Origin of the sequence: Streptomyces sp. Je 1-369 (assembly GCF_026810505.1) — a bacterium.
In the GTDB taxonomy this organism is placed as follows: domain Bacteria; phylum Actinomycetota; class Actinomycetes; order Streptomycetales; family Streptomycetaceae; genus Streptomyces.
Genome location: NZ_CP101750.1, coordinates 924,587 through 937,732, shown reverse-complemented (window position 1 = coordinate 937,732; position 13,146 = coordinate 924,587). Strand labels below are relative to the sequence as shown.

Sequence of the window (13,146 nt, the reverse complement as noted above, 5' to 3'; positions counted from 1 at the left end):
CCGCTAGCGTCGGCTGCGCCCGTCACCGCACTACCCGCCTTAGCACCACCCGTACATGAAGGAGACAGCGCGTGTTCGAACGCATAGCCGAGCTGGCGATCCGCCGGTCGCGGCTGGTACTCATCGTCGCCGTAGTGGTCGTGGCCCTCATGGGCGCCCTGGGAGCCGGTGCGTTCGGGAAGCTGCTGGGGGGCGGTTTCGACGATCCGGCCTCCCAGTCCTCCCGGGCCAGGAACGTCATCGACGAGAAGCTCGGCGGAGAGACGAACCTGGTCCTCCTCGTCCGCGCCTCCGAAGGCCGCATCGACGCCCCCGCCGCACGGCGGAGCGGCCAGGCACTGGTCTCGGACCTGAAGAAGGAGAAGGACCTGGCGAACGTCGTCTCGTACTGGGACACGAAAAGCCCCGACCTGCGCTCCAAGGACGGCCGCGAGGCCCTCGTGCTCGCCCGCGTGAAGGGCCGCGACATGGCGCAGCAGGAGAACGCCGAGGGCGTCATCGACCACTACGCGGGAACGTACGAGGACACGCTCACCGTCAAGGCGGGCGGCAGCGCCGGCGTCAGCTACGAGATGGGGCCGCAGACCGAGAAGGACCTCGTCCTCGCCGAGACCATCGCCGTCCCGCTGATCCTCCTGCTGCTCCTCGTCGTCTTCGGCACCGTCGTCTCCGCGCTGCTGCCGCTCGCCATCGCGCTGATCGCCATCGTGGGCGTCTTCGCGGAGCTGTACGTGGTCGGCAGCGTCACCGACGTCTCCATCTTCGCGATCAACCTGACCACGGCACTCGGCCTCGGACTCGGCGTCGACTACGCCCTGTTGATGATCAGCCGGTTCCGGGAGCAGCTCGCGGCGGGCGCGAGTGTGGAGGACGCCGTCCGCACGACGATGAGCACGGCGGGCCGTACCGTCGCGTTCTCCGCGGCGACCGTGGCGGCGGCCCTCGCCGCGCTCATGGTGTTCCCGCAGTACTTCCTCCGCTCGTTCGGCTACTCCGGTGTCGGCGTCGTCGTCATCGCGGCCCTCGCCTCGCTGTTCGTGATGCCCGCCCTGCTCAACGTGCTGGGCCACCGCGTGAACAGCGGCCGCATGCCGTGGGCGAGGCGGGCGCGCGCCGGGACCCCGGCATCGGTGTCGGGCGCCGGGACCCCGACGTCGGTGTGGGGACGCCTCGCCCGCACCGCCATGCGCCGCCCCGCGCTCACCGCGCTGCCCGTGCTCGCGGTCCTGCTCCTCGCGGCGAGCCCGCTCCTCGGCATCACCTTCGGCACCGCCGACGAACGCGTACTGCCCGAGGACGCCAAGAGCCGTGAGGTCTCCGTGTCCCTGCGGGAGAACTTCAACGGAAACGACGCGGCGGCTCTGCACGTAGTCATCGACGGGTCCGTGAACAAGGCCCCGCTGGCGTCCTACGCGGCACGCCTGTCCGGGCTCGACGGTGTCGCCCGCGTCGATACCAGTACGGGCACCTACGCCGACGGCAGGACCGGGCCGACCGGCCCCGGCAACCCGGCGCTCGGCCGCCCCACCGCGCAGCAGCTCAACGTCGTCAGCACCCTGACACCGAAATCCGACGCGGCGAAGGACCTCGTCGACGAGGTCAGGACAGCCACCCCGCCCTCCGGCACGCACCCGCTGGTCGGCGGCGGCGACGCCGAACTCGTCGACTCCAACGACTCCATCGCGGGACGGCTGCCGCTCGCCGTGGGCCTCATCGTCGTCACCACGTTCCTGCTGCTCTTCCTCTTCACCGGCAGCGTCGTGCAGCCGCTGCGGGCCCTCGTCCTCAACGCGGTCAGCCTGGGCGCGACCATCGGCGTCATGACCTGGATCTTCCAGGACGGCTACCTCTCCGGGGTGCTCGGCTTCACCGCACAGCCGATGGAGACGTCGATGACGGTGCTGATGTTCTGCGTCGCCTTCGGGCTCTCGATGGACTACGAAGTGTTCGTCACCAGCCGCATCAAGGAACTGCACGAGCTCGGCGAGGACAACGAGTCCGCCGTGACGGGTGGCCTCGGCCACACCGGAGGCATCGTCAGCGCGGCGGCCGCGCTGATCGCGGTGAGCTTCTTCGCCTTCGGCACGGCGGAGATCAGCTTCATGCAACTCTTCGGCCTGGGCAGCGGTCTTGCCATCCTCATCGACGCGATCGCCGTGCGCGGCATCCTCGTCCCGGCCGCGATGCGGCTGCTCGGGCGCTCCGCCTGGTACGCGCCGGGGCCGCTGCGCACGTTCCACGCGCGGTTCGGGCTGAGCGAGGGCGATCCGGCGCCTGCGGCACGACGGGCACCGGCGAAGGTCTGACCCGTACGATCCGTACGCTCCGTACGATCCGCACGTTGGAGAGCCGAGGACGCCGCCGCGGTCAGGCTTCGACGACCACCAGGTCCCACGGGCTCGGCCCCGTACCGTCGCACCAGGCCTGCAACTCGGCGCCGTTCACGCAGACTATGCCGCACTGCTGCGCGTACTCGAGGGCGGGAGCGGTGAAGTCGCTCGTCGTCACCAGCGCGGCGACATCCGCCTCGTGGACCGTGAAGCACGTGCCCCCGAAGCGCTGCAGGTCCTGCGAGCCGACCTTGTTGTCCTCGCCGTACCGTTTGCACTGGATGACGAGCCGCCGTCCGTCGGGCGCCACCGCCAGGACGTCCGCTCCCAAGTCGCAGGCACCGCCCACGACTTCGACCTCCTGGCAGGCGTCGCGGGCGCAGAGGTCGGCCACGGCCTGCTCGAAGGCGTCGGCGTCGAGTTCGGTGTAGTCGACGTAGGCGGCCGGTGCGTCCAGGACGACGGTCGTGGCATCCTCCGGTTCCAGTACGAGAGTGGGTTCCGCAACGAAGCCGTCCCCCGCGACGGCGGGCACCACCGGGGCGGCGACCGTCGTGGCGGGCGTGGGCGTCTTCGTGCCCTCAAGGCTCTCGGACGCCCGCTCGGCCGCCTCCTCAAGCACCTCGGCCGCACGCCGCGCGTACCTCGCCGCCGAGACGCGCCGCCACCTGGACCTGCCGAGGCAGGCGGCCGCGACGCCCACGACGGCGAGCGAGCCGATCCACAGCGGACGGCTCTCGACCATGTGGGCCGCGGCGCGCACCAGAGCCGCCGTGCCGCACAGCAGGATCGCGACGAAGAGGAAGAACAGGGCGGTCGTGCGCAGATCGAAGCGCCGCTCGCGGTTCGTCCGCCGAACCGGGCGCGAGGATACGGTCATTGCTCTCCCTGGCGGTGGACCGGTGGTGGACCGGCGGTGGACCGGCGGTGGACGGGAACGAAGATCACTTCTTCCGGTTGCCCAAGATCGGCACGGCCAAAAGGAGCGCCGACCCCCTGCGCCCCACGCAGTGACGTGCGTCACAGCGATTCGGGTATGTGCAGGTGGCACAGTCCACGGCCGATGGAATCCCTCATTCCGCAAAGAAGTTGGCCCACTCGGTTAACCAGGCGCGCGCGGCGGCGCGATGTAGGGGCGAGGACGATGTCCTCCCGGGTGCGCAACGTGGCACTCCGGCCCGCCAGTTGAACGGGAAAGGAGCAGTCCGTGAGGCCTCAATGGGCCTGGCATCCTGCCGAAGGGGGTGCGGAGGGTGACTGAACCGTCCGAGCAGGAGCACCACCTGATCGATCCTGCCGAGCTGACGGCCGACTTCGAGACGTTCTTCCGGGGTCACAAGAAGGAGTTCCTGAAGGCGGCGGCGGCACGGGTGCGCAATGTGCACGATGCCGAGGAGGTGGTCCTCAGTGCGGGCGTCCGCATCTACCGCAAGTGGCCGCGCATTCGGGCGCACGCGAACCCGGTCGCGTACGCCCACCAGATCCTCAACTGGGAGATGGCCACCTTCTTCCGGAAGCAGGCCCGGATCACCGACCGGGAGACGTCCTACGGGGAGTTGCTCTTCGCGGACGTCCCGACCGGCGACGACCTCCTCGCCCTCGGGGAGCACGAGGAACTCGACCGGGCCCTGGAGCGCCTGGACGAACGCGCGCCCGTGCGGGCGGCCTGCATACGGCTGCGGTTCCTGTGCGGACTGACCAACCACGAGGTCGGGGAACGGCTGGAGATCAGCCCGGACTGCGTCAAGGTGCACGTGTGCAGAGGCCTCAAAGACCTTCAATCCCTCATGGATCTCCCCACTCGGGGAAAAGGAGATTCCTGATGCTGGAAGACATCCTGCGCAACAGCGCGCAGGAACTGGAGCTTCAATTCGACGCCCATGACAGCGACGCCTTCATGCATCGCCTCGCCGTCCGGATCACCCAGGACGCCTCTCTGCCGCCGCGTGTCCAGAACGGCGGCCCCGCCGCCGTCGCCAAGGAGGCACTGGCACCCGCGCGCCGTACGGGCGCCTCGCGGGCCCGCTCGCGCCGCGGGGCGCGCCGCCGCCCCACGCCGCTCTGCCCACCGGACCCCGCGGCCGCGCCGGAGGCGGTCCTCGAACACGTCCGCGGCCTGTGCAGACAAGTGGTGAGTTCCGCGCACATCGACTCGCTGGCCGACTTCGCCGACGACTACGACGAGGCCGGGGCGCGGACGTTCGCCTGTCTGCTCTACGTGCTCGACCGGCGCGAAGGCGCACTGTTCTGGTGGCGGTTCGCGGCAGGCGCGGGCGACCCGCTGGCCGCCCATCTCCTGGAGGCGCACCACGCGGCCGTCGGGACGGTTCCGGAGGCCCGCGTGTGGCGGGCGTTCTCCCGCCTCCTCGGCTTCGCCGAGCGTCACCTGCCGCGCCTGGAGCGGAGTGCTCCGTCGTACGACGACTCCGGCGCGCGGGAGCTGCTCGGGGGCAACGACACGGTGCTGCGCGCCTTCATGAAGACGGACGACGTGGCGCTCGCGGTGAGCCGGTGAGTTCCCGTCCCGCCATCCGGTGCACGCCGTCGCATCCGCCTATAGCAGAAGCAATTCGAGGGTGCGGGATTGTTCGGAGTAGTGGATGCAAAGAGGCCGCAGGCGGTCTACGAAAGTGTCCGATCGGCCCGAAAATGCACTGCAGTTGGGGGCAAATGTCCGAATAGCTTTGCGCATACCGTGTCACTACGCTCACCGAGCGCGAGCCCGTTCTCTTCGCGGGGTCCCGGGCTCGCGCTCTTGATGAATGCAAACCAAGAAAGAGGACGCGACACATGCCCCGTTTTCCTGGCCGCTTCCGGTTCCGGCACGCACGGCGCCGAACCGGTCCCGACCATAACAGCGCACCGGTCGCCCCGTATATGACGGGCAACACCGAACACCCGGCAGGCAACAAACCTGGCAACCCGCTGGTCACGGCCCTGCAAGCGCCGCCGTTGATCGTGTTCCACGGCGATCCGAGCCTCCCCGAGACCGCAGCGTCCCTCGTCATGGCCGCTGTGTGGATGGGTGGGGTGTATCTGCTCGGCCGTGCCGGACAGAACTGACGGACCACCGGAGGCCGACCATTCCTGATGGCCTCCGGTGCCACGCCGGTGCTCCAGTTCCCGACGAAAGGGGATTGGATCACCGGCTCCTGTCACGGAATGCACGGTCGAAGCGGTCGGGTGGTCCGGGCCTCCACGCAATTGAGCCCGTGACCACCGCATATGCCAGGAAGGGACACAGTATGATCCAGCCGAATATGGGAGAAAGGGTCTGCCCGCAGTGCGGCAAGACCTGGATATCCCAAGGAGCCGGACGCCCGGGCACCTATTGCGGCACCAAGTGCCGCCAGGCGGCCAACCGCGAAAGCAGAAAGAGCCGCCCGGAACCTCCCGACACCCGGCTCGTCGACGAACAGCTCCTCCAGGACTTCCGCGCGATCCAGGACGAGGTCGAGGAACTGCTCGGCTCCCTCGACTACTCCGGAGCGCCGCCCGAAGACCCCCTGCGCGTCCTGGTGCGCATCCAGCAGCGCCTGGACGCCGTCACCATCGGCCTCGTCGGCCGCGCCCGGGCCCGCGGCGCCAGCTGGCCGGACGTCGGCGGGGCCATGAACCTCACCCCGGACACGGTCCGCCACAAGTACGCCACCGCCATGGACCGTTACCAGCGCAAGCGCGCCCCGCGTACCCAGCGCCCGACGGGACCCACGCCGCGCAGACCCGCGGCGCCCGACGACGGCCCAGGGCCCGGCCCCGTCCGCTACATGATCACCGGCACGTTCGGCCAGCACGCCGACGAGGAGGGCGCGGACGTCGTCGTCTGCGCCGAGGAGCTGGCTCCTGCCCTGGCCGCCCTGCACCGCGCCAGCGGACGTACGCTGCGGTCGGTCGCCGAGCAGGCCCGCCTCTCGCCGGGCTACGTCTCGCGCATCATCGCCGGCGAACGCCTGCCCTCCTGGTCCGTCGTCTGCCGCCTGGCACGCGCCTGCGGCGCCTCCCCGGCCCAGCTCCGGCCGCTGTGGGACAACGCCCTGACCCGCCGAGGCACGAAGGGAGACACTCCACCCTCGCTGCACGCGGCGCTGCGCTACCTCCACCGCCGCGCCGGACACCCCGACCCGGCTCAACTCGCCGCGGCCAGCGCTCAACTGACGACTCATCAAATCACCGCCATGCTGAAGAGCGCCGCGGTGCTGGAGTGGGAGACCGTGCGGGAGCTGGTCTCCGCCCTGGACGGCGAAGCGGCGTACTTCGAACCGCTCTGGCGCACCGCGGTGCGGACGCGTCGGCCGCCCGCCAAGCGCCCCATGCCGCTGCCGCCCCTGACGCACCCGGACCGTGGCACGGCGGCCCCCGTCGCGGTCTTCCGGCTCCTGGCCCAGTTCAACGGCGTCCTCAAGAGCAATCCACTGCTCACCGAACCCATGCGGGAACAGGTGCGGCGCACGATCGCGCGGCGGGCGAGGGCCGCGGCGATCTGACGGCCGCAGCCATCCGTGATCTGCGGAACCCGTGAGTGAAAGCGGATGTCCCGGGCACTCGCGAGTGAAGAGAGAGGTGCACCGCCCGGCCGCACGGCATGTGGTCGGCCGTGTGGTCGCACCAGGAGGTACGCGAGGAAAGGTGGCATCCGTGTCGCAGGTCGAAGAGTCCATCGAGGTCGACGTCCCGGTCCGCGCGGCGTACAACCAGTGGACCCAGTTCGAGACGTTCCCCGAGTTCATGCAGGGTGTCCAGCGGATCGAGCAGCGCAGCGACAAGCTCACCCACTGGGTGACGAAGATCGACGGCGTGGAGCGCACGTTCGACGCCAGGATCACCGAGCAGATTCCGGACGAGCGCGTGGCGTGGACCACGGTGGAGGGCCAGGCCAAACAGGCCGGCGTCGTCACCTTCCACCGCCTCGACGAGTCGCGCACCAAGGTCATGCTGCAGATGCGGTACGACCCGGACGGCCTCGCCGAGACGGTCGGCGACAAGCTCGGCTTCGTCAAGCGGCAGGTCACCGGTGACCTGGGCCGGTTCAAGCAGTTCATCGAGAAGCGCGGCGGCGCGGAAACGGGCGCCTGGCGCGGCGAGGTGTGACGCAGCACGGCACGAGACGCGACGAAGGCCCGGACCACCGAGGTGGTCCGGGCCTTCGCTCGTCCCGCACGCCGACGGCCCTGGTGCATCAGCGGCCCGTTTGTCCGTCGTACGCCGCGCTTCCTGGGATGACGCCCTGCTCAGACGCATGGTGGCCTCGACAGCATTGTGACGACGACCCCGATTCAAGCGATCGATGCGGGTTACACAGTCTCTGAAGTCCCCGACGGTCGGGACCGAGCACGAAAAGGGCGGTCGGAGCGCGTGGTGGAGCGGTTGCGTAAGGGCAGAGCCTGGTGGGCGCGAGCGTGGGGCTCGTCCGGGCACGAGCGCCACACGGTGCTCCTCGTCGCGAAACGTGTGCTGGCGGCGACGCTGTCGTGGTGGATCGCGCACGACTTCCTGAACGCCACGTCCCCGGCGTTCGCACCGTTCTCCGCGGTGCTGATCATGAACGTCACGCTCCAGCAGTCGGTGTGGCAGACGCTGCGCTACGTCGCCGCGGTCGTCGTCGGCGTAGCCGTACAGTCGGCGATCGGCTTCACCGCGGGACCCGACCTCTTCGCCTTCGTCGTGGTCGCCGCCATCGCGCTCAGCCTCGGCCAGTGGACGGCGCTCGGCGAACAGCGCTCCCAGGTCGCCACCGCCGCCTTCTTCGCCTTCTCCACGTACTCCGCCGCCGCCACGAACGCCGACCGCGCCCTCCAGCTCGGACAGATCATCCTCCTCGTCCTCATCGGCTGCGGCATCGGCCTGGCCGTCAACCTCTGCATCGCGCCGCCGCTGCGCTACCGCAGCGCCGAGCAGGGCCTGCGTGCCCTGGCCGCGGAGATGGAGTACCTGCTCGACGACATGGCCGACGGTCTCTGCAGCGGCGACGTGGACGCCGACCGGGCCGATCAGTGGCTCCATGCCGGTGAGCGCGTGCAGGACGCGGTGGGCCAGGCGCGGGCCGGGCTCAGCACGGCGGAGAACAGCGTGCCTTTCAACCCGCGCCGCCTGCTCCCCGCCCACCGGGGCTACCTCAGGTTCGACCGCTACCGGCAGGCACTGGCCGCCATGGAACGCGCGGTCCACCAGCTGGCCTCGCTGACCCGCAGCCTCGGCCGTTGGCGCGACACGGAGGACACGTACACCTACACCCCGGCACTGGAGGCCTACGCCGACTTCGCCGCGGCCCTGCGCGACGTCGTGCACGTCCTCGTCGAACTCGACTCCGACAAGCTGTCCGACCAGGCCCAGGAGATGTGCGGCCTCGCAGGGACCGCTCAGGAGGCGCTCCAGAAGGTCCTCGACGTGGCGCAGGAGTACGGGCTGCCGCTGGCCGACGCGTCCCGCCCGTACGGCGTCCTCATCGTCGAGGCCACCCGCCTGATGGAGGAGTTCCAGAACACCTGCGACGTGCTCCAGGACACGGCGGACGCCTGAGGCGGCCGATCACTGTCGGAGCCCGGCCCTAAGCTGAAGGACATGCGGACGCGACCCACGTTGACCTGGGAGCCGCAGGGCGACCTGCCTCCGGCCTCGACCGACCTCTCGGCGGTCGTCGCCGCGGTGCGCGCGGGAGGCGTCGTCGTGCTCAGCGGAGCGGGCCTCTCGACGGAGTCCGGCATCCCGGACTACCGAGGGGAGCACGGCTCGTTCCGCCGCAACCACGTGCCGATGACGTTCCAGGAGTTCACCGGTGGCGACGAAGCGCGCCGACGGTACTGGGCCCGGAGCCAGCTGGGCCGCAGGGCCATGGCGGCGGCCCGCCCGAACGCCGGTCACCGCGCCGTGGCGGCCCTGACGGAAGCGGGTCTCGTCACCGGAGTGATCACCCAGAACGTCGACGGGCTGCAGCAGGCCGCCGGAGCGCGGGACGTGGTGGAGCTCCACGGCAGCCTCGACCGCGTCATCTGTCTGGACTGCGGCGCGGCGGAAGACCGCGCGACGCTCGACGACCGCCTGCGCGCGGCGAACCCCGGCTTCGAGGCGGTCGCCGCCCGCAACCGCGCGGCACAGGTGAACCCGGACGGCGACGTGGATCTGCCCGCCGAGGCGGTCAGCGGATTCAGGACGGTGGCGTGCACGGCCTGCGGCACCGGCGTGCTCAAGCCGGACGTGGTGTTCTTCGGCGAGAACGTCCCGCCGGAGCGGGTGGCCGCCCGCCGAAGCCTCGTCGACGGAGCGACCACCCTGCTGGTCCTCGGCTCGTCCCTGACGGTGATGTCCGGCCTCCGCTTCGTCCGCCAGGCCGCCCGGTCCGGCACCCCGGTCCTGATCGTGAACCAGGGCCCCACCCGCGGCGACCGCCACGCCACCCGCATCGACCTCCCCCTGGGCCCCGCGCTGACCACCGTCGTGTCGCGGACCCTCCCACCCTCGTAACACGAGTCCGGGCACGACATCGGCGACGGTTGGACATCCCGCCCCCACCTCTGGCAACGTCGCCCGTCCGTCACCCGACCCGAGGGGAGAACCACGATGATCGAAGTGAGCACACGCAGCGTCAAGGAAGCAGCCGCCGCCGAACAGCTGCGCGCCGACACCACGACGCTCGACATTCCAAAGGGGTTCGACCTCTGGACGCCCGACGAGATCGCCGACTGGCTCGACAGCGTCGAGAACGACCCCCAGGTCTCCGACACGGACTTCTACGCGGCCCAGCAGGCGGTTCAGCGGGTGCTGGACGGCGACGGAGCGTGACCTGACCCGCCGGGCCCCGGGGGCCATGTCGGCCGCTGGTGGCCGACGGCCGGAGGCCGACGCTTCAGCAGTGGCCCGGGCGGGCGTACAGAGTGATGTGCGCCCCCTGAGGGCGCAAGACCCGGCACTTCTCGAAGTGGTCCGCAAGGACCTGTCTCTTCGTCCGCTCCCGCGGATCCCGGTCCCGTGGCTGTCCTGGCGGATCGCCGACCGCCACGATGCGGCTCTGCGAGAGCATCCGGACGCGCAGACGCTCGGCGGCGACTTCCGTTCCGTACAGGGTGTGCGAGGCAGCCGGGCTCCGGTCGAGCCCCACGTCGTGCAGACCGCGTGCGGCCCACGGATGGGCCATGGACCAGATGCGCCGCCGGAGCGGCAGGTACACCACGCCGTCGCCCGGGAGCGAGGCCTTCCGCGTCGTCCTGAGTCGGGATCAGTGATGCCAGCAGACAACCGGGTCAGCACGCCCGGCATTTGTGGCGCGTACCCCCACGGCTGTGTCAAGACGCAGCCGCCCGGTACAGAGGTCACGCCGATGATCCGCAGACTCTCGTCCATGTCGTACTCGAACGGATCCTCCAGCAACTCCTCGACGCCGTCGTCACCCACCGGCGCCGCTTGCAGACGGCGAATCGCCTCGGCTGCGTCGATGCCGGCCACGCAGGCCAACCCCGTTCCGTCGTAGTGAAAGGTGCCCAGTGCCGAGGTGAGGCGCGCGGCCTCGTCCGCCGCTGCACGTTCCGCGTGGGTCAGGCGCACTCCCTCCGGCACCTGGAACAGGTCCGGCGTGGGCCCGGCCAGGCTCAGTCGTCCCGGCGACCAGCCACCGAGAGCAGGCCGCCAAGGATCAGCCCCGGCATCGGCGAGCGCTCGTGCGTTCTCCGGCTTCTTGGCCACGACGGCCTCCCAGAGTGCCGTCACGCCGTGCTCCAGTACGTCCACATCCGCGACCCGACCGGCCAGTTCGGCGACGACCTCCGGAGACCCGAACACCGCTGCACGATGCAGGGGCACACCTCCGCCCCATTTCTCCGGGTCTGCACCCTCGTCGAGGCGCCGACGCACGTCGTCGACATTGGTCCAGTCCCAGCCCATACCGGCCCAGCCATCACTCATCGCTGCCACACCAGCCCTCCCATATCGCGTCGCAGGCACTGCACACATCACGCTCGCACGCGGGTCTGACATCGCGAGCGCCTGAGGCTGACGGTCGCGCCTGCGGCGTGGGCGGCCGCGATACAGCGCGGGGGCTTGCATCCGTGGGCGAGAAGCCTTTCTGGGCGCCCCCTCACGGCCCTTAGGTGGCAGGTCAGGGTAAACCCCCAATTGTGACGGCCAGTTGGGAGGATGTGGCCACCCCGCCCCGACGGCGAAGATCCTCCGTATGACGAAGATCAAGCGGAACACCGTCCTGCTCACCGCCTCCGCCGCGGTCCTCACCCTCACCGGGCCGGCCACCGCGTCCACCGCGCCGACTGCTCCTGCGACCGCGACCGCGACGCTCGACTGGACGACGTGCGAGGGCCGGGGGGCGGGCACGCGCCAGGAGTGCGCGACGCTCGCCGTGCCGATGGACCACGCCCACCCCGAAGGCAAGGAGATCGAGATCGCGGTCTCCCGCATACCCAGCGAGAAGCCCGGGGCCCGCCGGGGCGCCCTGTTCCTGATCCCCGGCGGGCCCGGCGGATCCAGCATCGACGACCCCTCCGGCAAGGGGCAGAAGCTGCCGCAGAGCGTGCGGGACGCCTACGACCTGATCGGCTTCGAACCCCGCGGCCTCAGCCGCTCCACGCCGGTCGACTGCGGCCTCGAACCCGCCGACCTCGCGCCGTCCGCCCTGCGCCCCTGGCCCGCCCCCGATGGTTCCGTAACCGAGAACATGGTCACGGCGAAACGCCTCTCCGACGCCTGCGCACGCAACGGCGGTGAACTCATCCGCCACATCAGCACGACCGACAACGCCCGCGACATCGACCGCATCCGGGCCGCGCTCGGCGAGGAGAGACTCTCGGCCTGGGCCGTCTCGTACGGAACGTACGTGGGCGCCGTCTACAGCCAGCTGTTCCCGCACCGCACCGATCGGATCGTGCTCGACAGCAACGACGATCCCGACCCCCGCCGGGTCGGCCGCGGTTGGCTTGCGGCGCACGAGCGGGGTGTCGAGGACACCTTTCCGGAGTTTGCCGAGTGGGCCTCCGCGCCGGAGAACGAGGACCGCATCGCGGAGACGGCGGTCGAGGTACGTCCGCTCTTCCTCCGCCTCGCCGCCCGCCTGGACCGCGAACCGATCCCCTGGCCCGACGCCAACCCGGCCGTACTGAACGGCGATGTGCTGCGGCAGACCATGCTCAACGCGATGGACGATCCCGACGACTTCCCCGGCCTCGCCCGCCTGATGCGCGGCGCCCTGAAGGGTGACCTGCCGCCCGCGCCCCCGGCCCCGCCCGAGAAGCCGGTCCAGAACGCCGTCGCCGTCGGCTCCGCGACCCTCTGCAACGACGTCGCGTGGCCCACGTCACCTGCCGCGTACCAGAAGGGCGTCACCGAGAGCCGCGCCAAGTATCCGCTGACCGCCGGCATGCCCAGGAACGCGATGCTCTGCGCCGCCTGGCCCTACCGGGCGAAGCAGGCCACACGCATCACCGACCGGGGCCCGTCCAACATCCTCCTCGTCCAGAACGAGCGCGACCCCAACACCCCGCTGAGCGGCGCCCTGAAGCTGCGTGAGGCGCTCGGCCGCCGTGCCGTCATGGTGACGGTCGACGCCACCGGTCACGACGCCTACCTCGCCAACGGAAACGCGTGCGGCGATCGGACGGTGTCCCGCTTCCTGGCCACGGGGCAGCGTCCGGCGCACGACACCTCGTGCGCCCGAGCTTGAGGTACCGGGACGGCGGTACTGAAGATCGAGCCGCGCCGCTGATGTCCGATCGAGCGCCGAGTGCAGCGGCGCCACCGCTGCACTCGGCACGTCCTCGGCTACCGATCGGATTCTGAGGGGAGAAGCGCCCCAGGTCGAAAGGGCAGTGGGCGGAGCGCC

The 13,146-nt window shown here is 70.5% G+C and carries 12 protein-coding genes; 10 read left to right on the top strand and 2 right to left on the bottom strand.

Annotated features, from left to right (window positions below; all coding sequences use genetic code 11):
* The first annotated feature begins 71 nt into the window (after positions 1 to 71).
* On the top strand, positions 72 to 2,306 hold the full coding sequence (locus tag NOO62_RS04090; RefSeq protein WP_268769516.1) for an MMPL family transporter: 2,235 nt from the start codon (positions 72 to 74) through the stop codon (positions 2,304 to 2,306).
* Between the two features lie 61 nt (positions 2,307 to 2,367).
* On the opposite strand, the gene NOO62_RS04085 is transcribed toward NOO62_RS04090, so the two are convergent.
* Complete coding sequence (locus NOO62_RS04085) at positions 2,368 to 3,210, bottom strand: restriction endonuclease (RefSeq protein WP_268769515.1); 843 nt, start codon at positions 3,208 to 3,210, stop codon at positions 2,368 to 2,370.
* A 373-nt stretch (positions 3,211 to 3,583) separates the two neighbouring features.
* Here NOO62_RS04085 and NOO62_RS04080 point away from each other — a divergent pair, with 373 nt between their 5' ends.
* The 8 genes from NOO62_RS04080 (at position 3,584) to NOO62_RS04045 (ending at position 10,106) form a co-directional block, all read left to right on the top strand.
* Positions 3,584 to 4,153, top strand: coding sequence for an RNA polymerase sigma factor (locus NOO62_RS04080; protein WP_268769514.1), 570 nt, complete (start codon positions 3,584 to 3,586; stop codon positions 4,151 to 4,153).
* On the top strand, positions 4,153 to 4,845 hold the full coding sequence (locus NOO62_RS04075) for a hypothetical protein (protein ID WP_268769513.1): 693 nt from the start codon (positions 4,153 to 4,155) through the stop codon (positions 4,843 to 4,845). The genes NOO62_RS04080 and NOO62_RS04075 overlap by 1 nt, the downstream gene beginning before the upstream one ends.
* 362 nt (positions 4,846 to 5,207) lie before the next feature.
* The gene (locus NOO62_RS04070) at positions 5,208 to 5,393 is read left to right on the top strand and encodes a hypothetical protein (protein ID WP_268769512.1); all 186 of its coding nucleotides are present in this window, start codon (positions 5,208 to 5,210) and stop codon (positions 5,391 to 5,393) included.
* Between the two features lie 182 nt (positions 5,394 to 5,575).
* Positions 5,576 to 6,814: a helix-turn-helix domain-containing protein gene (locus NOO62_RS04065; RefSeq protein WP_268769511.1), complete on the top strand. Its 1,239-nt coding sequence runs from the start codon at positions 5,576 to 5,578 to the stop codon at positions 6,812 to 6,814.
* A gap of 151 nt (positions 6,815 to 6,965) precedes the next feature.
* Entirely contained in the window at positions 6,966 to 7,418 is a 453-nt protein-coding gene (locus NOO62_RS04060; protein WP_268769510.1) for an SRPBCC family protein, read from the top strand.
* A 267-nt stretch (positions 7,419 to 7,685) separates the two neighbouring features.
* Positions 7,686 to 8,846, top strand: coding sequence for an FUSC family protein (locus NOO62_RS04055; RefSeq protein ID WP_268769509.1), 1,161 nt, complete (start codon positions 7,686 to 7,688; stop codon positions 8,844 to 8,846).
* A gap of 42 nt (positions 8,847 to 8,888) precedes the next feature.
* Positions 8,889 to 9,788, top strand: a complete 900-nt coding sequence (locus NOO62_RS04050; protein ID WP_268769508.1) for an NAD-dependent protein deacetylase — start codon at positions 8,889 to 8,891, stop codon at positions 9,786 to 9,788.
* A gap of 105 nt (positions 9,789 to 9,893) precedes the next feature.
* On the top strand, positions 9,894 to 10,106 hold the full coding sequence (locus NOO62_RS04045; protein ID WP_268769507.1) for a hypothetical protein: 213 nt from the start codon (positions 9,894 to 9,896) through the stop codon (positions 10,104 to 10,106).
* 64 nt (positions 10,107 to 10,170) lie between these two features.
* Here NOO62_RS04045 and NOO62_RS04040 read toward each other — a convergent pair whose 3' ends face one another.
* Positions 10,171 to 10,458, bottom strand: a complete 288-nt coding sequence (locus NOO62_RS04040) for a hypothetical protein (protein ID WP_268769506.1) — start codon at positions 10,456 to 10,458, stop codon at positions 10,171 to 10,173.
* Positions 10,459 to 11,490: 1,032 nt separating this feature from the next.
* Here NOO62_RS04040 and NOO62_RS04030 point away from each other — a divergent pair.
* Positions 11,491 to 12,987 carry an alpha/beta hydrolase gene (locus NOO62_RS04030; protein ID WP_268769505.1) on the top strand — a complete coding sequence of 499 codons (1,497 nt, stop codon included), beginning with the start codon at positions 11,491 to 11,493 and terminating at the stop codon, positions 12,985 to 12,987.
* Positions 12,988 to 13,146: the final 159 nt, after the last annotated feature.

Coding starts and splice junctions, on each gene's coding strand:
- NOO62_RS04085 (WP_268769515.1), bottom strand. CDS start 3,210: ATGACCGTATCCTCGCGCCCGGTTCGGCGGACGAACCGCGAGCGGCGC.
- NOO62_RS04075 (WP_268769513.1), top strand. CDS start 4,153: ATGCTGGAAGACATCCTGCGCAACAGCGCGCAGGAACTGGAGCTTCAA.
- NOO62_RS04070 (WP_268769512.1), top strand. CDS start 5,208: ATGACGGGCAACACCGAACACCCGGCAGGCAACAAACCTGGCAACCCG.
- NOO62_RS04065 (WP_268769511.1), top strand. CDS start 5,576: ATGATCCAGCCGAATATGGGAGAAAGGGTCTGCCCGCAGTGCGGCAAG.
- NOO62_RS04050 (WP_268769508.1), top strand. CDS start 8,889: ATGCGGACGCGACCCACGTTGACCTGGGAGCCGCAGGGCGACCTGCCT.
- NOO62_RS04040 (WP_268769506.1), bottom strand. CDS start 10,458: ATGGCCCATCCGTGGGCCGCACGCGGTCTGCACGACGTGGGGCTCGAC.
- NOO62_RS04030 (WP_268769505.1), top strand. CDS start 11,491: ATGACGAAGATCAAGCGGAACACCGTCCTGCTCACCGCCTCCGCCGCG.